Genomic DNA, 21,788 nt, shown 5'->3' with positions numbered 1-21,788 from the left:
TGTGAAAAAAAGATATGCTTTTTCGGTTTTTCTGTGTTTTGCAGGGGAGAGCTGGAAAACCGTTGAAAAGGTGGCGAATCTGGGGTATAATACGGTTATAACAGATAATCCGGGAGCAAATTTTTCACCATGCCGGTAAAGCTGCGGCGGGTAAAGCCGCTTCGCGCGCGGTGTGTGTCGAAATAGAAGAAGGGAGAAACCACATGCAGTTAAAAGAGTTCGGCGTTAGTCTGGGTGATTTGGTGCAGGAATTCAACTTCGAGGTCGTCCATGGCCCGGAAGGCTTTGAAAAGATAGAGATCACCAAGGACGACGTCAGCCGTCCCGGCCTGCAGCTGGCCGGTTTTTATGATTTCTTCGATCCCAACCGTATCCAGATCATGGGCAAGGTCGAAACCAGCTATATGGAGCAGCTCGATCCCGAAGCGCGAAGCGCCAGCTTTGACCGGCTGTTCGCCACCGGCATTCCCGCAATGATCATTTCCCGCAATATCGACGTTTTTCCCGAGTGCATGGCGGCGGCGGAAAAATATAAGGTGCCGATTCTGCGCACCAACGAATTTACTTCTACCGTGATGAGCGCGATCATCGCCTCTTTAAAGGTGAATCTCGCGCCGCGCATCACGCTGCACGGCGTGCTGATCGAAATTTACGGCGAAGGCGTGCTGCTTTTGGGCGATTCCGGCGTCGGTAAATCCGAAACCGCGATCGAGCTTGTCAAGCGCGGCCACCGCCTGATCGCGGACGACGCGGTCGAGATCAAGCGCGTTTCGGACAAGACCCTTGTCGGCACCGCGCCCGAAGTCATCCGCCACTTTATCGAGCTGCGCGGCATCGGCATTGTCGATGTGCGCCGCATCTTCGGCGTCGGCGCGATCAAAATGACCGAAAAGGTCGAACTCGTCATCAATTTGGAGCCTTGGGAGGACGGCAAGCAGTACGACCGCTTGGGGCTGGACGGGCAGACGACCAGCATCCTCGATATCGCCGTGCCCAGCCTTACCATTCCGGTCAAGCCCGGGCGCAACCTCGCGGTGATCATCGAGGTCGCCGCCATGAACGACCGCCAGAAGAAGATGGGCTTTAACGCCGCCAAGGAATTGCAGGAGCGCATGCTCCGGCAGTACGGCAACTAAAAAATACGCAGCGTCGCTGCACGCTGGCGACCGCGGGTCGCCCCTACGGTACGGAGGGTTTGCTTTTCAGCCCCTTGTGTTTCCGCAGGGGCGACCTTTGGCCGCCCGTTTATGGCAACGGGTACGTTTTGTATGAACAAAGGAGATTATAGTACTATATGAAAATCGTCGCAGACCTGCACACACACACCAGCGTATCCGACCACGCCTACAGCTCGCTCCGCGAAATGGCGCAAGGCGCGCAGAGAGCCGGACTTGTCGCCATTGGTATCACCAACCACGGCCCCGCCATGGAGGACGGCGCGCATCAGTGGCACTTTGCCAATCTCGATATTATCCCCCGGCAGATGGAGGGCGTAACCGTGATCCGCGGCGTTGAACTGAATATTTGCGCGCCGGACGGCCATGTTGACGAAATGGGCGGCCGGGGCATGCACGCGGTCGAGTTCGCCCTCGCTTCGTTTCACGATGATTGCTACCCGCCCGCTACCCGCGCAAAGCACACCGAAGCGCTCGAAGCCGTGCTGCACAATCCGCAGGTGAACGCGCTTGGACATCCGGGCAACAACAAATTTCCGTTTGATATGGAATATATTATTTCCCGCTGCAACGAATATGGAAAAATTGTGGAGATCAATAACAATTCGCTGCACATTCGTCCGGGCAGCCGGGAAAACTGCGCCGAGATCGCGCGCCTGTGCAAGAAATACGAGGTGCCGGTCGTGGTCAACAGCGATTCACACATTGAATTCACCGTGGGCCGGGTGGACGGCGCGCTCGCCATGCTGGAGGAGATCGAATTTCCGGAGGAACTGGTGATCAATAGCAGCGTGGAGCGGCTGAACGCTTATTTTACGGGCCGGGGCGTCCATTTATTTTAAAAGCGGCCAAAGGAGGAAGAGAGAATGAGAATTGGCATCGATCTGGGCGGCACAAGCGTAAAGGTGGCCCTTTGCGGCGAGGACGGCTCGCTGCTGCGCAAGCAGAGCTGCCCGACCCGTACCGGCGACCCAGACGGCCTGCGCGCTGATATGAAGCGGCTGGCGCTTGCCCTGTGCGCCGAACATGGCATAGAACCCGACCGGGTGACGCAGATCGGTCTGGGCGTGCCGGGTTCGCTCGATAAGGCAAACTGCCGTTTGATCTTCGGCACCAATCTCGGCATGAACGAGGTCGGTTTCGCGCACGCGTTCGAGCCGGAGTTTTCCTGCCCGGTGGGGCTGGATAACGACGCGAACTGCGCGGCGCTTGGCGAAACGATCGCGGGCGCGGCGCAAAACGCGAAGGATGTGGTCATGATCACGCTCGGCACAGGCGTGGGCGGCGGCATCGTGATAGACGGCAAGCTGTATTCCGGCTTCAACGACATCGCGGGCGAAATAGGCCATATGGTGATCCATCAGGGCGGCGAGCCGTGCAACTGCGGCCGTTTGGGGTGCTTGGAAGCATACGCCTCGGCGATGCATTTTGTAAATTTCGCCGAGCGGGCGCTGGAAGCCGGCCGCGAAAGCAGCATGATGCCGTACAAGGGAAAGCTCAACGCCAAAATGATCTGCGACGCGGTGGACGAGGGAGACGAGCTCGCGATCGAGCTGTTTGAGGAATACTGCCGCAATTTGGCGTGCGGCCTGTCCAACGTGATCAACATCTTCCAGCCGGAATGCATCGTGATGGGCGGCGGGCTGGCCGGTTACGGCGAAAAGCTGCTCGCGCCGTTGCGCCGTTTGACCGAGCACGACACCTTTCGCTGTGAAGAAAGAAACACTAAGCTCGTGGTCGCGCAGCTTGGCAACGACGCCGGCCTGATCGGCGCGGCCATGCTCTGATATAAGAAATTTGAGTAAAACAGCTTTCTCGGCAAACGGCTTGCAAGCCGCATCCGGGAAAGCTGCTTTTTTGTATATAGGCATTGGGCGGATACGGCATTGGGCGCTGTAATATTACAAATTAGTCGAAGTAACCCGTTTTTTATTGAAAAATATCGGATTTGGTGATATACTTTCCGTACTATCTCGGCTTCCTGTGGAAGCTGTTCACGCGCAGGACTATGGAGGATCACCATGCATTTCAAACGCTTTGCGGCGCTTTTATGCGCTTTTTTCTTTTTACTGCCCGCTCAGGCTTTGGCGGCGAACGCCGCGATCGATCCGGAGCTGGGAACGCCCGCGGTACAGCAAAAAACGCCTGAAAAGGCGGCTTCGGTTGCGCCCAAGGTCGTGCCTTCCACGCACAAGGTGAAGGTAAACGGCAAGGCGGTGCAGCCGCAGGCATATAATGTGGATGGGTACAATTATTTTAAACTGCGCGATATCGCCTATTTGCTCAGCGGTTCCACCGCCACGTTCGACGTTAAATGGGATAGCAAGGCGCAGGCGATTAATATGATCAGCAATTCCAAATATTCCGCCGTGGGCGGGGAAATGGCGGTCTCCTCTTCCGGTAAATTGAGCGTTTCCGCCTCGTCCTCCAAGATACTGCTGGACGGGCAGAAGGTAGCGGTTAGCGGTTACAACATCAATGGCAATAACTACTTTAAGATTGCGGATCTGGCAAGCGAGATCGGCTTCACCGCGCTGTATGAAAGCGCGAGCAAGACCGTGCTGATCCAAACCCCGGAGCCCGAACCCGAGCCCACGCCCGATCCGGAGCCTGATCCCGAACCCACCCCGAAGCCCGAACCTGAGCCGGAACCCGAGCCGGAGCCGCGTACCTCACAGCTCGACGGCAAAATCACCGTAATCATCGACGCGGGCCATGGCGGCAGCGACCCCGGCGCAAAGAACGAAGAGCTGGGGATGGATGAAAAGCATATTAACCTTTATGTCGCGCAGTACTTACAGGAATACCTCGAAGACGAGGGCGTAACGGTCATTATGGTGCGCGATTCGCTGGAAGAAGGCTCCTCGCTGTCGCTGCGCGGCGATTTGATGGAGGAATATGTCGATTCGGTTGATCTTTTCTTCGGGCTGCACCATAACGCGGCCAATACACAGGCGCGCGGCGCGCAGGTGCTCGCGCAGATCGCGGATGAGAACGGCGGGCCGACCAAGCTGCTCGCGGAAGAGCTTGCCTACGAATATGAAAAGCTGGGGCTGACCATTCGCCCGACTTGGTTCCGCGTCGGCTCGAACGGCGATTACTACTACACCAACCGCATCGCGGCAAAACTGCAGATTCCCGCGGTGATCAGTGAGTTCTGCTTCATCGACAACGCGGAGGACGCGAAGTTTATCGACAGCGAAGAGGACTGGCAAGCGGAAGCGCGCGCGCAGTGCACGGCGATTATGAGCTATTTCTCGCAGGTAGAGTATTAAGGGGAGGCTTCTTTAAGAAAATGGAAACCAGAATGGAGCGGGCCGAGCGCCTGCATAAGATGGGGTACAACTGTGCGCAGTCCGTTGTTTGCGCCTACTGTGACGCTTTCGATCTGGATGAGGAAACCGCCTTTAAAATGGCGGAGGGCTTTGGCTCCGGTATGGGCCTGTTTGAGGTATGCGGCGCGCTGACCGGCGCGTTCATGCTCGCGGGCGTGATGGGCAGCAAGGGCACCGCGCACCCGGGCGAGACCAAGGGCCGGACCTATCAGGCAACCCGTGCGCTCGGTAAGGCGTTTCAGGAGAAAAACGGCTCCTATCTCTGCCATGAGCTGAAAGGCATGACGGACGGCGTTGTTCGCCGCACCTGCCCCGGCTGTATCGAAGACGCATGCCGTCTGATCGAAGAACAGCTGCTGGAAAATAAGTAAGGAAAGGCCGGTAAAACGCGGATTGCGTTTTACCGGCCTCTTTTTTAAAATTGAAATACAACGCCGCAGACCGCGCCGCAGAGAATGAACAGAATGGGATGCAGGCGGGGAAGCTTACACACGGCCAGCAGCATGAGCGCGAAAAACAAAAGCGAGGGCAGATTGATCACGCTGGGCAGCGAGGACAGTCCCGCAAAACGTTCAATGTGGAACAGCGCGGATAGGAACACGCCCCAGATCGCCCCGAGGATGAGCCCGGCGGACGCGGGCCGCAGGCCGTAGAACACATCCTGCACCAGCGCGCTATCGCGAAACCGCTGCAGCGCGCGGGATACCAGCATGATGATCACGACCGAGGGCAGCACCAGCGCAAACGTGGCCGTCAGCGCGCCGGGCAGGCCCGCGGCGTGGAAACCCGCGTAGGTGGCGGTGTTGACGCCGATCGGCCCGGGCGTTGATTCCGAAACGGCGATCATATTGAGCAGATCGTCCGGCGTGAACCATGGATAGCGCGCGGCGATCTGCTGCAAAAAGGGCAGCGTTGCCAGACCGCCGCCTACCGCGAACAGGCCGGTCTTGAAAAATTCCCAAAACAGCTGTAAATAGATCATTGGCGCCGCCTCCTGATCAGACCGGCGATCACGCCGATCACCCCGGAAAGCACGATCATCAACACCGGAGACAGCCCCAAAAATGCGACCGCGGCAAAAGTGACAACAAGCAAAATGCCGGTGGTGAGATCGATCACGCCGTTTTTCGCCATCTGGTAGACCGAGCGGAGCACGAGCGCGCATACCGCCAGCCGCACGCCCGCAAAGGCATGCTGCACGGCTGCAAGGTGGGAAAACTGTGCGATAAAGGCCGCGATGGCCGTGATGATCACGAGGGATGGAAAAACCATGCCGGCTGTGGCGCAGATCGCGCCCCAAACGCCGCGCTGCTTATAGCCGATAAAGGTAGCGGTATTCACCGCGATCACGCCCGGCGTGCATTGACCGATCGCGTAATAATCCATCAATTCGGTATCGGTCGCCCAAGCGCGCCGCTCAACGACTTCGCGCTGCAGCAGCGGCAGCATGGCGTAGCCGCCGCCAAACGTGCACACGCCGACGCGCGCAAAGGTAAGGAACAGATCGAGATAGGGGTTCAAGAAAAGCTTCGCTCCTTTCGGCGGCTCATTACTTTGTGGGGATGATCTCCAGCCAGTAGCCGTCCGGGTCCGAAATGAAGTAAATGCCCATGGTCGGGTTTTCAAAGCAGATGCAGCCCATCTCGGCATGTTTCTGGTGCGCGGCCTCGTAATCGTCCACGCGGAAAGCAAGGTGGAACTCGTTTTCGCCAAGGTTATAGGGCTCCTTGCGGTCCTTCAGCCAAGTCAGCTCCAACTGATGGGGGGTCAGCCCGCCATCGGACAGAAATACGATGATAAAGCTGCCGTCCGCCGCCTCTTTACGCCGCGCCTCGGTAAGGCCGAGCGCGTTCTTATAAAAGGCGAGCGATCTGTCCAAGTCCAGTACGTTCAGATTATTGTGGGCAAAACGGAATTGCATGATGGTTTTCCTCCTTATTCATTCGGTTCTCCTGCGGATACTGTATCACGAATTGGGCAAAAAGACAATCCGCGCAGGCGATTTTTGTTTACAATACCCCAAGGCAATGTTATAATTAACGTGAATATTTGCGTCCGAAAGGAGGACGAAGCGATTGCATAAACGAATTCAACGGTCGCTGCAGCCCGGGCAGACGCTGTTTCTTATCATTTTTCTATTATTTGCGGTGGCCGGTCTGTTATACTCGGTGCCTTACGGCATTGCGGGTATCGTGATCTGCGTGCTGCTGCGTCTGATCTCCATGAAGCAGCGCGCCGAGCAAAAGCGGCGCACACAGGAACTGATGGATAATATCCAGCTGAATACGGATGGCACCATCCACCCGTCCATCATTCGTTCGCCGCTGGCGACGGTCGTCGCGCTGGCGACGACGGGCGAGATCATTTGGTCGAACGACGCGTTTGCCGAGCTTTCCGGACAGCTTGGCGGCGCGGTGCACATGCGCATGAGCGAGCTGGCCCCTACCTTTGAGACCCGCTGGCTGATTGAGGGCAAGAACCAAATGCCCGCCGAGCTGCGCATCGGCAAAAAAAGCTTTGAAGTATACGGCTGTATGGTTTCCGGCGGCGCGGGCCAGTTGATGGTGCTGCACTTTATCGACTGCACCGAGTTCGTGCACCTCCGCGACGAAGCCGAGACCAGCCGCCCCGCGATCGCCGTCATCGCGATCGACAACTACGAAGAACTGATGAAGAACACGACCGATTCTGAAAAATCGGCGATTTTGGCGGGCATCGACAAGCGGCTTTCCAGCTGGACAAAGGACAGCAGCGCGATCCTGCGCAAGTACGATCGGGATAAATATATCTTTATTCTGGAAAACAGCGATCTGGCCAACCTAACGGCCAAAAAGTTCTCTGTTTTGCAGGAGGTGCGCGATATCCAGAACCACGAGGGCGTCGTCGCCACGCTGTCGATCGGTATCGGCAAGGACGGCGAGACTCTGGCGGAAAGCTATCGCTACGCGGGTCTGGCGATCGATATGGCGCTGTCGCGCGGCGGCGATCAGGCGGTCATCAAAAACAGGTATTCCTTTGAGTTTTACGGCGGCCTGAGCGAAGAGATGGAAAAGCGCACCAAGGTCAAAAGCCGTGTGGTCGCGGGCGCGCTGAGCCAGCTCATCCGCGATTCCTCGCAGGTGCTCATCATGGGCCACTGTAATTCGGACATGGATGCCATCGGCGCGGCCTCCGGCATGGTGTGCGCGGCGCGCGAAAAAGGCAAGCCGGTGCATATCGTCGTTGACCGGGAGCATACGGTCGCGTCCGAACTGATCGGCCATCTGGAAAGCCTTCCCGAATATAAGGATGTATTCATCGACGCGGAACGCGCGATGGTGCTTTGCGATTTCAACACGCTTTTGATCGTGGTGGATGTGAACCGCCCCGGCTATGTGGAAAGTCAAGCGCTGCTGCAGTCGATCAACAAGGTCGCGGTGATCGATCATCATCGGCGCGCGGCGGATTATATCGAAAACAGTGTGGTCAATCTGCATGAGCCGTACGCCTCCTCGGCTTCCGAGCTGGTCAGCGAGCTATTGCAGTACTTAGTGCCGACCACCGGTATCCTCGCCGGCGAAGCCGAAGCAATGCTCGCGGGCATTTATCTGGATACCAAGGGCTTTTCCGCGCGCACGGGCGTGCGCACCTTTGAAGCCGCGGCTTATCTGCGCCGCGCCGGGGCGGAGGTGTCCGACGTCAAGCATCTGTTCCAATCCACCTTTGACCAGTATATGGAGCGGCAAAAGCTCATTTCCTCCGCGCAGGACTGCGGGCAGGGCGTTATTCTCGCGGTGAGCGCGGAAGAGATCGACCGCGTCGCGGCCGCGCAGGCGGCGGACGAGCTGCTTTCCATTATCGGCACGCGGGCAAGCGTTGTGGCGTTTCGCAGCGGGCCGGATATGGCGGTTTCCGCCCGTTCGGCGGGGCAGGTCAACGTACAGCTGCTGATGGAGCGGCTCGGCGGCGGCGGCAACCACGCGGCCGCGGGCGCGCAGCTGCGTGGAATGGCCGCGGAGGAAGCAAGCCGCGTGATTACCGAGGCGATCGCCGGCTATCTCAGCGATCAGCAGTCTGAAAAATCAAACGATAACAATTAAGAATAAAAGGAGCAAATACCGATGAAAGTCATTTTAAAAGCGGATGTTAAGGGCAAGGGCAAAGCGGGCGACCTGATCGAGGTCAGCGAGGGCTACGGACGCAACTTCCTGATGCCCCGCGGGCTGGCCGAGCCGGCTACGGCGGATAACCTGAACGTCAAGCGCGCGCAGGACGAAGCGCACGCGCGCCGTGTGGCGCAGGAGCAGCAGGCCGCGCGCGAAGCGGCGGAAAAGCTGAAAATCAGCCCCGTCAAGGTTCCGGCCAAGGGCGGCGCGGGCGGCCGTCTGTTCGGCGCCGTCACAGCCAAGGAGATCGCCGAGGAGCTGAAGAAGCAGTACGGCGTCAATGTGCCCAAGAACAAGATCGTGCTCGAGGAGCCGATCAAGACCTTCGGCGTGCACCGCATCAAGGCAAAGCTCTACGCCGAGATCGCGGGCGAGATCCTCGTGCAGGTTGTTGAGGCGTAATAAATTTGTAATTAGTAATGAGTAATTAGTAATTGCGGGGTGGGCTTCAATGGCACTATTTTGTGAGTTGGCGATAATGGGGTGCGGTCCAATTAATTACTAACTACTAATTCCTAATTACTAACTCAGAATTAAAAGGGGGGATGCCAACGTGGATGAACTTTTAATGCGGCAGGTGCCGCAGGATCTTTCGGCGGAGCAATCGCTGATCGGTTCGATGCTGGTCGACCCGAGCTGCATCCCTGAGGTGATCGAGCAGGTGCGCGCGGAGGACTTCTACGCGGAGGAAAACCAGCGCATTTTTGAAGTGATCTATTCCATGTTTAACGGCGCGCAGCGGATCGACCCGGTCACGGTGCTGGATATGCTGACGCGCATGGGCTACTATGACGAGGCGGGCGGCAGAGCGTATCTGTTCCAGTTGATGGAGGTAACGCCCAATACGCGCAATGTGGGCGAATACCTGCGCATCGTGCGCGACAAAAGCCTGCTGCGGCAGCTCGCGGACGCGGGCGCCGAGATCCAGCAGAACGCCATGGAGGCGCGGGGAGAAGCCTCTTCAATCGCCGAGCTGGCCGAGCAGCGCATTTACGCGATCCGTCAGGGGCGCGAGATCAAGGGCCTGTCCCGCCTCAGCGAGGTCATTGCCGACCTTTACAACGAGCTGGACGAGCGCGCCAAGTCGGACAGCGATATCCCCGGACTGTCGACCGGCTTCCACGCGCTGGACACCGCGCTGACCGGCCTGAACAAATCCGACCTTATTTTGATCGCGGCGCGTCCCGGCATGGGCAAGACCGCGTTTGCGCTGAATATCGCGCTCAACGCGGCCAAGGCGGCGGTCAAGGGCAAGCCGAAGGGCTACAAAAAGGGAACGGGCGTGTGTGTGTTCCAGCTCGAAATGGGCAAGGGGCAGCTCGCCAGCCGTTTTCTCTCCAGCGAAGCGCTGATCGAATCGCAGAAGCTGAAGACCGGCAACCTCACGCCGGATGATTGGGTCAAGATCGCGCGCGCTTCTTCGGTGCTCGCGGGCGTGGACATTTATGTGGATGATAATCCGGCCATCACCGTGCCTGAGATCAAGGCCAAGTGCCGCCGTCTGGGCGACGAGCTTGGGCTGATCGTGATCGACTATTTGCAGCTGATGCATTCGGGCGGCCGCCATTCGGATAACCGTGTGCAGGAGGTGGCCGAGATCTCGCGAAGCCTCAAGATCATGGCCAAGGAACTGAATGTGCCGGTCGTCTGTCTGTCGCAGCTCTCGCGTGCGAGCGAGCAGCGCGCGGATAAACGGCCGATGCTGTCCGACCTGCGTGAATCCGGCGCAATCGAGCAGGACGCCGATATTGTTATGTTTATTTACCGCGACGATTACTACGACGACGAGAGCGAAATGAAAAACATCGCCGAAATCCTTTTGGCAAAAAACCGGCACGGCGCGACCACCACGATCGAGCTGCAATGGGTGGGCCAGTATACGACCTTCTCCAACCCCGACCGTGTGCACGAGGCGTAGACGATGCTGAAACAAGTAGCGGATACGATCGCGCGGTACGGCATGTTAGAGCCCGGCGGCGAGGTGCTCGTCGCTCTATCCGGCGGAGCGGATTCGGTGGCGCTGCTGCGCGCCTTGCTCGCTTTGGGCTATCGGGCGCGGGCGTTTCACTTGAATCACTGCCTGCGCGGGGACGAAGCCGAGCGGGATGAGGACTTTGTCAGAACCCTGTGCGCTTCCCTCGGCGTGCCGCTTGCGGTCCGCCGCGCGGATATCCGCACAGCCGCCGCGGAGCGGGGCGAAAGCATCGAGACCGCCGCGCGGCACCTGCGCTATCAAATGCTGGCGGAGGACGCGCGGGGCGCGCGTATCGCGACAGCCCACACGGCGGACGATAACGTGGAGACCGTGCTGTTTCATTTAACGCGCGGCACCGGCCCCAAGGGCCTCGGCGGTATTCCGCCCGTGCGCGGCGCGATCGTGCGTCCGCTTCTGGAAACAGGCAGGGCGGAGATCGAAAGCTACCTTGCCTCCCTTGGCCAGCCGTTTGTAACGGACAGCACCAATTTTTCCGTGGATTATACGAGAAACCGTATCCGGCACGAGGTCGTGCCCGTGCTGCGCGATATCAATCCCGCGCTCTGCGCGGCGGTCAGCCGGTTGACCGCGCTCGCGCGGCAGGACGAGATCTATTTGGAAAAGCTCGCGGGAGAAGCGCTGAAAACCGCGCGGCGGCCCGGCGGCTTTTGCGTGAAAACCCTGCTGAAAGCAGACGGCGCGGTGTGTTCGCGCGCGCTGCGCCTGCTGCTTGCGGAAGCGGGGGTGCCTCCGCGCCAGACCGCGCAGCGGCATATCGCGTTACTGGAGGGGCTGCTGCGCGCGGACGATCCCTCCGCCGCGCTCGATCTGCCGGGCGGCTATCGGGCGTATCGGATCTATGACACCGTTGCAGTGCAAAAGGCGGAAGAAGCGCCGCGTTTTGACGAAATTCCCCTTTCCGTTCCGTTTCATGGTCCGGTCGGCCCCTCCGGCACGTGGCTCACGCTTGATCGGCAAGAAAAAAATTCGGCTTTTTACAATTCATTCAATACTTTTTGCGTGGATTGTGGTAAAATAAACTTTGAAACCTTGTCCGTTCGCGCGCGTAAAGCGGGCGATCGCTTGCGTCTGACCGACGGAGGCGGCAGCCGGACGCTGAAAAAGCTGATGATCGACCGCCGCATTCCCCGTGAGGAACGCGACCGGCTGGCCGTAGTGGCCGACCGGGACGGCGTCATCGCGGTCGAAGGGCTGGGCATGGACTGTTCCCGCCGCCCATTGGGCGGCGATAGCATAGAAATAAGATTTGAGAGGATCTAACGGCAATGAGGAACGACATCAAAGAGGTGCTGTTCACCGAACAGCAGCTAAAGGACAAAGCGCGGGAGCTCGGCGCACGCATCACGGAGGATTATCGGGATAAAAACCCGCTGATCGTCAGTGTGCTCAAGGGCTCGTACGTGTTCATGGCCGATCTGACGCGGCAGATCGACGTACCCTGCAATGTGGATTTTATGGTGGTATCGAGCTACGGCAAGGGCACCAAGACCACGGGCGAGGTGCAGATCATCAAGGATATCGAACAGCCGATCGACGGGCGCGACCTGCTGATCGTGGAGGATATCCTCGATTCCGGCGTCACGCTGCATTACCTGATGCAGATACTCACGGCGCGCGGCGCGAACTCGATCCGCCTGTGCACGCTTTTAAGCAAACCCTCCCGCCGTAAGGTGGAGGTAAAGGTCGATTACCTCGGCTACGAGATCCCGGATGAATTTGTCGTGGGCTACGGGCTCGACTACGCGGAGAAATACCGCAACCTGCCGTATATCGGCATTCTAAAGCCGGCCGTTTACGGCGCGGAGTAAAATTACCCCAAAGGAAGGTGTGGTACCGAATTGAAAGGCAAAATGAAAGGCTTTGGCCTTTACCTGATCATACTGGTGTTCCTGCTGGCGGGCGTCAGCTATGTGCTCAGCCAGTCGCAGAAGTCTGAGGAGATCCAGTATTCCGACGTTGTCCGCCTGTTTAAAGAGGAGCAAGTCGAAAAGGCCGTTGTAGACGAAAACCAGATCATCACCATGCAGCTTAAGGACGGCTCGATGCGTTCCTTCGACCTTGGCGATTATGTGGGCGTTTTCCACGACGACCTCAAGCCCGAGCTGCTGGAGCAGATGGAAAACGGCACGCTGCAGGACTTCACGTACAAAACGCAAAATATCCCGTGGTGGGCCAGCTTTGTGCCCTACCTGATCCTCATCATCCTGCTCGGCGCGTTCTGGTATTTTATGATGAACAAGCAATCGGGCGGCGGCGGCAATCCGATGCAGTTCGGCAAGGCCCGCGCCAAGCTGGCGCAGGATGATAAGCGCAAGGTCACGTTTGAAGATGTGGCGGGCGCGGACGAAGAGAAGGCCGAGCTGCAGGAGATCGTTGAATTTTTGAAAAATCCGCAAAAGTTTGTGCAGATTGGCGCGCGCATCCCCAAGGGCGTGCTGCTGGTGGGCCCTCCGGGCACCGGTAAAACGCTGATCGCAAGAGCGGTCGCGGGCGAGGCGGGCGTGCCCTTCCTTTCGATCTCGGGTTCGGACTTCGTCGAGCTGTATGTCGGCGTTGGCGCGAGCCGTGTGCGCGACCTGTTTGAGCAGGCCAAGAAAAACGCGCCCTCCATCGTCTTTATCGATGAGATCGACGCGGTCGGCCGTCAGCGCGGCGCAGGCCTCGGCGGCGGACACGATGAACGCGAGCAAACGCTCAACCAGTTGCTCGTCGAGATGGACGGTTTTGGCGCGAACGAAGGCGTCATCGTCATCGCGGCGACGAACCGGAAGGATATTCTGGACGGCGCGCTGCTCCGTCCGGGCCGTTTCGACCGGCAGGTCTACGTCGGCGCGCCCGACGTCAAGGGCCGCGAAGCCATCCTGAAGGTACACGCGCGCAATAAGCAGTTCGATCCGGACGTAAAGTTCGACTCGATCGCCAAGACGACGGCGGGCTTTACCGGCGCCGATCTGGAAAACCTGCTCAACGAGGCGGCGCTGCTTGCCGCGCGGCGCAATAAGAAATTCATTACGCTTGAAGAGATCGAGGAATCGCTCCTCAAGGTCGTCATGGGCGTGGAAAAAGAAGACCCATATCATCACCGAGAAAGATAAAAAGCTGACCGCCTACCACGAAGCGGGTCATGCGGTCTGCTTCCACGTGCTGCCCACGCAGGATCCGGTGCACCATGTGACGATTATTCCGCGTTCCTCCGGCGCGGGCGGCTTCACCATGCCGCTGCCCGAGGAGGATCAGGCCTACCGCACCCGCGGCTATATGGAGGAATACATTATCGTATGCCTCGGCGGCCGTGTGGCGGAGCAGCTGGTGATGGATGATATTTCGACCGGCGCGTACGGCGATATCAAGCAGGCCACGCAGATGGCGCGCGCCATGGTCACCAGCTACGGTATGAGCGACCGGATCGGCCCGATCGATTACGCGGCGGACAACGGCGAGATCTTCCTTGGCCGCGACTTTGCGGCGGGCAAGGGCTATTCCGAGGTCAAGGCCGCCGAGATCGATGAGGAGATCCACCGCATCATCGAAGAGGCGCACCGCCGCTGCGAAAAGCTGCTTACCGAGCACCGCGAGGAAATGAAGCGCGTTGCCGAATATCTGATCCGCAATGAAACGATGGATGGCGATGTGTTTAAGAAGGTCTACAACGGAGAGCTCGTACCGGATAAACAGGTCGGCGAAGACCTGTTGGAAGAGCTGAACAATGAAAAGACCGAGACACAGGCAGAGGCTACCGTGATCACGCCCGAAGGCGAGCGGAAATCCAGCCAGCCGTAAAATATAACGTGCGAAACGGGCGCGCGGCAGACCAAAGGGTTTGCCGCGCGCTTTTTCTATTTGGGAAGGGAGAGAAAAGCAGTGCCGAAAGAAGCAACCGGACAGGCGCGTTTTCCATACAGCGCGGAACAGGCACGTGAAAATCTGGTACAAAGCATTAGCGTGGCCACGGATCTGCATCTTGACCGCTCGGCGCAGACGGAAAACGGCTATTCTTTAGACGTGCACGCGGATAAAGGGCGGTATTCCAATAAGGGAGAGTCGATCTCCATATGGATCGACCGCCTGAGTGCTGCGGAAACGCTGGTCCGCGTATCCTCGCGGTTGGAAGCCTCGCTGCAGTTAGCTGATTGGGGCAAAAATCAGGCGAATGTGGAGCGGGTGCTCTCCTTTGTCAAAGCGCCGATTTCAGCGGAAATCGAGACCGAGACCCGGAAACACGATAAGCCCCAACGGCCAAAGGAGATTTTACCCTGCCGCTATTGCGGCGGTTATCCTTATCTGCAAAAGTCGTCAAGCGGCATGCTGTTTGTCTATGCGGACCGGATCGAGTACCATGTTGTCAAAAAGCAGTTTGCCATTCCCCTGCAGGATATCATCAGCGCGGAACTGTTCACGACTGAGCAGCTTTCTCAGCGCTTTACCGCCACGCGGCTATTGGCGCTCGGCTTTCTGGCGTTCGCCGCGCCGAAGAAGGAGCGCAACGAATCGAGCGTTGTCACCGTCACCTATCGACTCGGCGGCATGGAAAACAAGTTGTTTCTCCGCGCGGATGAGAAAAGCCGTACCGATCCAAGCATTCGTTTGCATGCCGCCATCCTGCGCGCCAAGGTGGAAAGCAATGCGGTGCAGGAATAAAAGCGCATAGTAAAGCTCTAATGTAAAAAGTTCTTGACATTTTGCTGAGTAGGACATATAATACATATGTCAAAACAATTTAACATTTTGTCAGGAGGATTAGAGAATGAGATATGTGGCTTTTATTGCAATACCCTGCTTATTGCTGGGCTTGTCCTTTGGTTTTGCGTATTGGATCAGGAAGGGAAAGTCCGAACGGGCAAGATCGGTCGCGGAGCGCTTCGGTGTGACCAAAATGGATGAAATGGAACGTGTGATACAGTATAAAGCGGTGGTGATCGCCTATAATGTCATGTTATTTGGTTTGCTTGGCTGTACATTTTACAGTTCCTTTGTCAAACGGGAGGCCTTGCCGCTCTCGAATCTCGTGCTGCTGCTCGGCTTACTGACACAAGGCACCGCGACGCTCGTGCTGCGCTATCGTAATACGAAAGGCGACGAGGAATACCGGCCGTATGCACCTTGGAAAACGCTGCTCTGGATTGTCGGCATTGCCGCGCTGATCGGCATATTGGGTGGCCTGCTGACAATCGCTGGTCTAGCTTTGTAAGCAAAGGGAGGCGGCTGCTTATGCGAAATAATATTAAAGAGCTGCGCAAGGCGAAGGGGCTGCGGCAGGAGGACATGGCAAATCTGCTCGGCGTATCGCGTCAGACCGTTGTGGCCATGGAAAACAACAAATACGATCCCACGCTGGAGCTGGCCATGAAGGTCGCGCGTCTGCTGGAACGGCCGGTGGAAAGCATTTTCTTTTTAGATGCATAACTGCATAACGATGATTGAATAAAAAGCTGGCGACCAATGGTCGCCAGCTTTTTCATGAGTTTTTATCCGATACCGCCGTAAATGAAGCTGCAAATAACCACAGCGGCGGCCAGAAATACATAGACATACTTGGCGAGAAACCCGAAGGAGCGGGAGAGGGGCTTGTCGCGGCCCTGCATCAGCTCTTCCTTTACCTTGGTCACGCCGAGCACCCAGTAGATAATGATCGCGCCAAGCACCGCGCCAATCGGGACGACATAGATCGTGATCGCGTCCATCCACGCGCCCATGTAGGGCTCGTATTCGATGAACAGGCCGACGATGAGTGTGGCAAGCGCCGCGAGCAGTACGGCGGTCTTTCGTTTTAGGCCAAGGCGGGTCTGGGCGGCTTCGGATACCGCTTCCAGCATGTTGGCCAGCGAGGTGATGCCTGCGAACAGCACCGAAATAAAGAAAAGGAAAGCGAATAACCGGCCTGCGGGCATTTGCTGGAATACGCGGGGCAGGGTAATGAACAGCAGCTTGGGACCGGCCTGCGGATCAAGGCCAAAGGCGAAAACCGCCGGAATGACCGCAAAGCCCGCCAGCATGGCGGCGCAGGTATCGAGCACCGCGGTCATGACCGAGGAATGCACGATGTCCTCCTTTTTGGACAGGTACGAACCGTAGATAATCATGCCTGACCCCGTGACCGAAAGTGAGAAGAAGGCCTGTCCCATGGCCATGATCCAGGTTTCCGGGCTCTTCAGGTAGCTCCAATCCGGTACGAGCAGGTATTTATAGCCCTCGAACGCGCCGGGCAGAAAAGCGACGCGTACCGCGATTACAAGGAACAGAATGAAGAAAGCGGGCATCATCACCTTATTGATCTTCTCAATACCGCTTGAAATACCAAAAATGAGGATGGCTGCCGTGATGACCACGACGACGATGTGCCACGGCACGCTGGAAAGGTGTGCACCGCTCATCTGGCCGAAGAAAGTCTCGGGTTCGGTGTTCATCAGCGTGCCGGTCAGCGCTCCCGCCGCCGAGCGGACCACCCAGCCGACGATGATGGCGTAGCCGATCGCGATGCCGAGCGAGCCGAACAGCGGAATCGCGCCTAGAATAGAGCCGCCCTTTTTGCCGCGCGACTTTACCGCGTAGTCGTACGAGCCGATCGGGCCGGTGCCGGTCAGGCGGCCTAAGGCAAATTCACCCGATAGGCCGACATAGCCGAACAGGGCGACGAATAGAAGATAAGGAATCAGGAAGGCCGCGCCGCCGTATTGTCCGGTGCGGTAAGGAAAAAGCCAAATGTTTCCCATGCCGACCGCCGAGCCGACAGCCGCAAGCACGAAGCCGATCTTGGAGGAAAAAGTGCCGTTACCGTTTTTTTGTTGCATGTTTCTTTACTCTCCGATTTTATTTGTCACAAGCTTTAATATTATACCACAGCGGCGGTATTTTTGAAAGCCTTGACATGTCTCAAATGCCGCTGATGGTATAATTAATTTAATCAGGGTATAATAGCCGTTTTGCGGCTATTATACCACAGATATTGTGCAAAAGACCATATACGAATTCCATAGAAATAAAGGTTACGCTTTGGCGGTTGCGTGCGTCCGGCGAACAGGGCGCTTTGTCATATTTGTCAAAAGGAATTGCGGAAAATGAAGAAATTTATCAGATATTCCCTTGCTTTGTGGCACGCGGTATGGTATGCTATTGAAGCGTGAAAAAGACACTTGTCTTTTTAGGGAGGACAACGCATGGTAAAACCGAAGTATTATCTGGTGGAGCGCTCGCTGCTGCCCGAAGTGTTCCAGCGCGTGATCGAAGCGAACGAAGCGTTCGCCTCCGGCAAAGCCGCCACGGCGAGCGAAGCCGCTAAGATCGCGGGTCTGTCGCGCAGCGCGTATTATAAGTATAAGGATGGCGTGCGGCCTTTCTTTGAGGTAACGACCGATCGGATCGTCACCTTTCATTTCATGCTGCACGATCAGCCCGGCGTGCTTTCCAGCATTCTGGGGCTGATGGCGCGTTCCGGCGCCAACCTGCTGACCGTGAACCAGTCCATTCCCATGCGCGGGCAGGCTTCCGTGACGATCGCGGCCCGCACGGGTGAAATGAAATATTCGGTGGAAGAGCTGATGCACCGCGCGGAAGCGCTCGACGGCGTCGGTAAGGTAGAAATCCTAGCCTCTGAGTGAACGATGGGGGAGGCACAACATAGATATTCCGGGAGGAGCATAGAAAGATGATTAAAGCAGCTATTATGGGCCACGGCACGGTCGGCTCGGGCGTATATGAGGTGTTCGAGATGAACGCCGAAAAGATCGCGCGCGTCGTCGGCGAGCCGGTCGAGGTGAAATATGTGCTCGATCTGCGCGATTTTTCCGCGTTGCCCTATGGTCATAAATTCGTGACCGATTTCGCGGTGATCGAAAACGATCCGGAGATCTCGGTCGTGGCCGAGGTCATGGGCGGCGTAGGCGCGGCCTACCAGTTTACCAAGCGCTGCCTCGAAGCGGGCAAAAGCGTGTGCACGTCCAACAAGGAGCTCGTCGCCACACACGGCGAGGAGCTGCTCCGCATTGCGGAGGAGCATGGCGTAAATTACATGTTTGAAGCGTCGGTCGGCGGCGGCATCCCGATCATCCGCCCCATGCTGCAATGTCTGGCCGCGAATGAATTTAACGAGATCTGCGGTATTTTAAACGGTACGACCAACTATATTTTAACGCAGATGATCCATAACGGCGTTCGGTTTGAGGATGCGCTGCGGCAGGCGCAGGAATCCGGCTATGCGGAAAAGGACCCGACCGCCGACATCGAGGGACACGACGCCTGCCGTAAGATATGCATCCTGTCCGATCTGGCCTTTGGCGATAAGTTTGACCCGGACGCGGTCAGCTGCGAGGGCATCACCAAGATCACGCTCGAGGACGTTGCCAACGCCGACAAGCTCGGCTGCGTTATCAAGCTGCTGGGCCGCGCGGTGCGATGCGAGGACGGCACGGCTTACGCCTACGTCGCGCCGCACCTGATCCATAAGGAAAGCCCGCTGGCCGCTGTGGAGGACGTGTTCAACGCCATTATGGTGGACGGCAACGCTACCGGCGAAGTGATGTTCTACGGCAAGGGCGCGGGCAAGCTCGCGACCGCCTCCGCCGTCGCGGCGGATATGCTGGACTCTATCGAGCACGCGGATCACCGCCGCCGCATCATGTGGGGCGACGGCTCTAAGAATCTGCTCCGCCCGATCGATTCGCTGCAAAGCGCGTGGTATGTCCGCTTCAAGGGCGCTTCCGCCGACGCGGAAGCGGTTTTGCCGGTCGAAAGCGTATCCGAACCGGTGCAGGGCGTGGTCGTCGTGCGCACCCGCAAGCTCTCCACCAACGATATGGCGAAAAAGGCGAGCGAGCTGGCCCAAAAGGGGCAGGTGCTCGCGGCCATGCGTATGCTGTAACGGGAAAGGGGAAAAGGCATGGTTCGTATCACCGTTCCCGCAACGAGCGCCAATATGGGCTCGGGCTATGATTCCATCGGCATTGCGCTGGAGCTTTACAACATCATCGACATCGAGGAATCCGATCACATCGAGATTTCGGATAAAAACGGCGCGCATGTGCCGAAGGACGCGCGCAACCTGATCTACCAGTGCGCCAAGCGCGTCTATGACGAATGCGGCAAGCCGCTTTCCGGCCTGCGTATTCTGGAGGACTGCGCCATTCCGCAAACACGCGGTCTGGGCTCGTCCTCGGCGTGCACGGTCGCGGGCATCATGGGCGCGAACGCGCTGCTTGGCGATCCGCTCGACCGGCAGGCCGTAATCGATTTGGCCGCGACGATCGAGGGGCACCCGGATAATTCCACCCCTGCCATTTTGGGCGGCTTTTGCGTGGCCCTGCTGGAAAACGGCCATGTGCACCATGTGCGCGTGCCCGTGCACGGCGCGATCGATTTTATCGTATTCATCCCCGATTTTAAGCTTTCCACGGAAAAGGCGCGCGCCGCGCTGCCGAAAACGATCGACCACCGCGACGCGGTGTTTAATTTAGCGCGCGCCGCGCTGCTCGCCGGCTCGCTCACCACCGGCAAACTGGAAAATTTGGACGTCGCCACCGGCGACTGCCTGCACCAGCCCTATCGTTTCCCGCTGATCGAGGGCGGCCTCGATCTCACGCGAGACGCGAAGGAGCTTGGCGCGCTGGGCGCGTACATATCGGGCGCCGGCCCGTCCATCATTGCGATCAACTACAAGGGCGACCGCGATTATATCGCGCGCGCCGAAGCGCTTTGCAAGGAGAAATACCCGCATTGGAAGCCCCAGCTCTTGCGCTGCGACGAAGTCGGCGCGGTCGTGAAGCGGCTTTAAGTGACGGTAACCGTCTCGGGCGGGGCGACCCGCTCACGCGGCCCAAGGCGGCGTGAATAAAAACGCTGGTTTTTATTTGGGATGAGTATAAGGAGGATAAGGTACAAAGTTATGAGTCTGATTGTACAAAAGTTCGGCGGCAGCTCGGTTGCCAACACCGAACGGCTGAAAAACGTCGCGGATATCGTGACCAGCACCGCGCAGGCGGGCAACCAAGTGGTCGTGGTGGTATCCGCGCAGGGCGACACCACGGATGATCTGATCGAGCGCGCGGCCGAGCTGAACGAAAGCCCGTCCAAGCGCGAAATGGACGTTCTGCTCAATACCGGCGAAATGATCTCGATGTCCCTGCTGGCCATGGCGATCCAGAAGCTGGGCCACGCGGTGGTATCGCTGACCGGCTGGCAGATCGGTCTGGAGACCGACAGCAACTATTCCGACGCGCGCATCAAGCGCCTCGCGGGCGACCGGCTCAAGGCCGAGCTGGACAACGGCCATATCGTGATCGTCGCGGGATTCCAAGGCCTGAACAAGATGGGCGATCTGACCACGCTGGGCCGCGGCGGCTCGGATACGACGGCGGTCGCCATCGCGGCCACGCTGGGCGCCGATCTTTGCCAAATCTATACCGATGTGGACGGTGTGTACACCGCCGATCCCCGCGTCGTACCGGGCGCGCGCAAGCTCGACGCGATCACTTATGATGAAATGCTGGAGCTGGCCAGTCTGGGCGCGCAGGTGCTGCATAACCGCAGCGTAGAAATGGCAAAGAAGTATAACGTCGACCTCGAAGTCGTTTCCAGCTTTACCCGTAATCCGGGTACCAAAGTCAAGGAGGGCTCTAACATGGAAAAGTTGAATGTAAGCGGCGTAGCCCGCGATAATAAATGCGCGCGTGTGGCCATTATCAATGTGGACGATACGCCCGGCACCGCGTTTAAGGTGTTTTCTCTCATGGCCAAGCACAAGGTCAACGTCGATATCATTTTGCAGGCGGTGGGCCGCGACAATAAAAAGTCCATCTCCTTCACCATACCGCAGGACGACGCGGAGCGCGTCGGCAAGATCCTGCGCGATAACGCCGCGATGCTGGGTTATGAGGATGTCTCCATCTCCACGCGCGTGGCCAAGGTGTCCATCGTCGGCGCGGGCATGGCCTCTAATTCCGGCGTTGCCGCCAAGATGTTTGAAGCGCTTGCCATGGCGGGCATCAATATCCGTATGATCTCCACCTCTGAGATCAAGATCTCCGTCCTGATCAATGAAGAGGACAGCGAAAAGGCGGTCAAGGTCATTCATGAGCAGTTCTTTGGCGAATAAAGACATTGATATTTTTATAACGATTTCGTTGACAAGCGCTGTGCGCCACGCTAT

21 protein-coding genes and 1 pseudogene are annotated in these 21,788 nt (G+C 57.9%); 18 read left to right on the top strand and 4 right to left on the bottom strand.

From position 1 onward, the window contains the following. Positions 1-203 precede the first annotated feature (203 nt). The 5 genes from hprK (at position 204) to RWV98_RS13395 (ending at position 4,881) form a co-directional block, all read left to right on the top strand. Entirely contained in the window at positions 204-1,136 is a 933-nt protein-coding gene (gene hprK, locus RWV98_RS13415; protein WP_280961301.1) for an HPr(Ser) kinase/phosphatase, read from the top strand. A gap of 158 nt (positions 1,137-1,294) precedes the next feature. Then, the gene (locus RWV98_RS13410) at positions 1,295-2,017 is read left to right on the top strand and encodes a phosphatase (protein WP_317861347.1); all 723 of its coding nucleotides are present in this window, start codon (positions 1,295-1,297) and stop codon (positions 2,015-2,017) included. Positions 2,018-2,041: 24 nt separating this feature from the next. After that, complete coding sequence (locus RWV98_RS13405; protein ID WP_317861345.1) at positions 2,042-2,962, top strand: ROK family protein; 921 nt, start codon at positions 2,042-2,044, stop codon at positions 2,960-2,962. 234 nt (positions 2,963-3,196) lie between these two features. Then, entirely contained in the window at positions 3,197-4,450 is a 1,254-nt protein-coding gene (locus RWV98_RS13400) for an N-acetylmuramoyl-L-alanine amidase (protein ID WP_317861343.1), read from the top strand. Between the two features lie 20 nt (positions 4,451-4,470). Beyond that, positions 4,471-4,881, top strand: a complete 411-nt coding sequence (locus RWV98_RS13395) for a C-GCAxxG-C-C family protein (protein WP_317861341.1) — start codon at positions 4,471-4,473, stop codon at positions 4,879-4,881. 44 nt (positions 4,882-4,925) lie between these two features. On the opposite strand, the gene RWV98_RS13390 is transcribed toward RWV98_RS13395, so the two are convergent. Genes RWV98_RS13390 through RWV98_RS13380 form a run of 3 tightly spaced genes read right to left on the bottom strand, consistent with a single transcriptional unit; the run spans position 4,926 to position 6,431 of the window. Continuing rightward, positions 4,926-5,492 carry a chromate transporter gene (locus tag RWV98_RS13390; protein WP_280961306.1) on the bottom strand — a complete coding sequence of 189 codons (567 nt, stop codon included), beginning with the start codon at positions 5,490-5,492 and terminating at the stop codon, positions 4,926-4,928. Next, positions 5,489-6,031 carry a chromate transporter gene (locus RWV98_RS13385; RefSeq protein WP_280961307.1) on the bottom strand — a complete coding sequence of 181 codons (543 nt, stop codon included), beginning with the start codon at positions 6,029-6,031 and terminating at the stop codon, positions 5,489-5,491. The genes RWV98_RS13390 and RWV98_RS13385 overlap by 4 nt, the downstream gene beginning before the upstream one ends. Before the next feature lie 28 nt (positions 6,032-6,059). After that, complete coding sequence (locus RWV98_RS13380) at positions 6,060-6,431, bottom strand: VOC family protein (RefSeq protein WP_317861339.1); 372 nt, start codon at positions 6,429-6,431, stop codon at positions 6,060-6,062. 154 nt (positions 6,432-6,585) lie between these two features. On the opposite strand from RWV98_RS13380, the gene RWV98_RS13375 reads away from it, so the two are divergent. The 9 genes and pseudogenes from RWV98_RS13375 to RWV98_RS13335 all read left to right on the top strand — a co-directional run bounded on the left by RWV98_RS13375 (position 6,586) and on the right by RWV98_RS13335 (position 16,054). Continuing rightward, on the top strand, positions 6,586-8,589 hold the full coding sequence (locus tag RWV98_RS13375; protein WP_280961309.1) for a DHH family phosphoesterase: 2,004 nt from the start codon (positions 6,586-6,588) through the stop codon (positions 8,587-8,589). Positions 8,590-8,610: 21 nt separating this feature from the next. Then, the gene (gene rplI / locus RWV98_RS13370; RefSeq protein WP_280961310.1) at positions 8,611-9,057 is read left to right on the top strand and encodes a 50S ribosomal protein L9; all 447 of its coding nucleotides are present in this window, start codon (positions 8,611-8,613) and stop codon (positions 9,055-9,057) included. Between the two features lie 166 nt (positions 9,058-9,223). Beyond that, positions 9,224-10,573 carry a replicative DNA helicase gene (gene dnaB, locus RWV98_RS13365; protein ID WP_280961416.1) on the top strand — a complete coding sequence of 450 codons (1,350 nt, stop codon included), beginning with the start codon at positions 9,224-9,226 and terminating at the stop codon, positions 10,571-10,573. A gap of 3 nt (positions 10,574-10,576) precedes the next feature. Further along, positions 10,577-11,911 carry a tRNA lysidine(34) synthetase TilS gene (gene tilS / locus RWV98_RS13360; RefSeq protein ID WP_317861337.1) on the top strand — a complete coding sequence of 445 codons (1,335 nt, stop codon included), beginning with the start codon at positions 10,577-10,579 and terminating at the stop codon, positions 11,909-11,911. 5 nt (positions 11,912-11,916) lie between these two features. Continuing rightward, positions 11,917-12,459, top strand: coding sequence for a hypoxanthine phosphoribosyltransferase (hpt, locus tag RWV98_RS13355; RefSeq protein WP_280961312.1), 543 nt, complete (start codon positions 11,917-11,919; stop codon positions 12,457-12,459). Positions 12,460-12,501: 42 nt separating this feature from the next. Then, positions 12,502-14,431, top strand: a pseudogene (ftsH, locus tag RWV98_RS13350) (ATP-dependent zinc metalloprotease FtsH). A gap of 81 nt (positions 14,432-14,512) precedes the next feature. Beyond that, on the top strand, positions 14,513-15,289 hold the full coding sequence (locus tag RWV98_RS13345) for a hypothetical protein (protein WP_317861334.1): 777 nt from the start codon (positions 14,513-14,515) through the stop codon (positions 15,287-15,289). 106 nt (positions 15,290-15,395) lie between these two features. Further along, the gene (locus RWV98_RS13340) at positions 15,396-15,839 is read left to right on the top strand and encodes a hypothetical protein (RefSeq protein ID WP_280961315.1); all 444 of its coding nucleotides are present in this window, start codon (positions 15,396-15,398) and stop codon (positions 15,837-15,839) included. Positions 15,840-15,859: 20 nt separating this feature from the next. After that, entirely contained in the window at positions 15,860-16,054 is a 195-nt protein-coding gene (locus tag RWV98_RS13335) for a helix-turn-helix transcriptional regulator (protein ID WP_280961316.1), read from the top strand. Between the two features lie 62 nt (positions 16,055-16,116). Here RWV98_RS13335 and RWV98_RS13330 read toward each other — a convergent pair whose 3' ends face one another. Continuing rightward, positions 16,117-17,439 (bottom strand): sodium-dependent transporter, encoded by a 1,323-nt coding sequence (locus RWV98_RS13330; protein WP_317861331.1) that lies wholly within the window; start codon positions 17,437-17,439, stop codon positions 16,117-16,119. A gap of 366 nt (positions 17,440-17,805) precedes the next feature. On the opposite strand from RWV98_RS13330, the gene RWV98_RS13325 reads away from it, so the two are divergent. The 4 genes from RWV98_RS13325 (at position 17,806) to RWV98_RS13310 (ending at position 21,734) form a co-directional block, all read left to right on the top strand. After that, the gene (locus RWV98_RS13325) at positions 17,806-18,246 is read left to right on the top strand and encodes an ACT domain-containing protein (protein ID WP_280961318.1); all 441 of its coding nucleotides are present in this window, start codon (positions 17,806-17,808) and stop codon (positions 18,244-18,246) included. 47 nt (positions 18,247-18,293) lie between these two features. After that, positions 18,294-19,505, top strand: a complete 1,212-nt coding sequence (locus RWV98_RS13320; RefSeq protein ID WP_317861329.1) for a homoserine dehydrogenase — start codon at positions 18,294-18,296, stop codon at positions 19,503-19,505. A gap of 18 nt (positions 19,506-19,523) precedes the next feature. Beyond that, a complete protein-coding gene (gene thrB, locus RWV98_RS13315) occupies positions 19,524-20,414 on the top strand; it encodes a homoserine kinase (protein WP_280961320.1) in 891 nt (296 codons plus the stop codon). Positions 20,415-20,525: 111 nt separating this feature from the next. Then, entirely contained in the window at positions 20,526-21,734 is a 1,209-nt protein-coding gene (locus RWV98_RS13310; protein WP_280961321.1) for an aspartate kinase, read from the top strand. Positions 21,735-21,788: the final 54 nt, after the last annotated feature.

This window comes from Agathobaculum sp. NTUH-O15-33, from assembly GCF_033193315.1.
Lineage (GTDB): Bacteria > Bacillota > Clostridia > Oscillospirales > Butyricicoccaceae > Agathobaculum > Agathobaculum faecihominis_A.
This window is presented reverse-complemented; position numbering and strand designations above follow the sequence as displayed.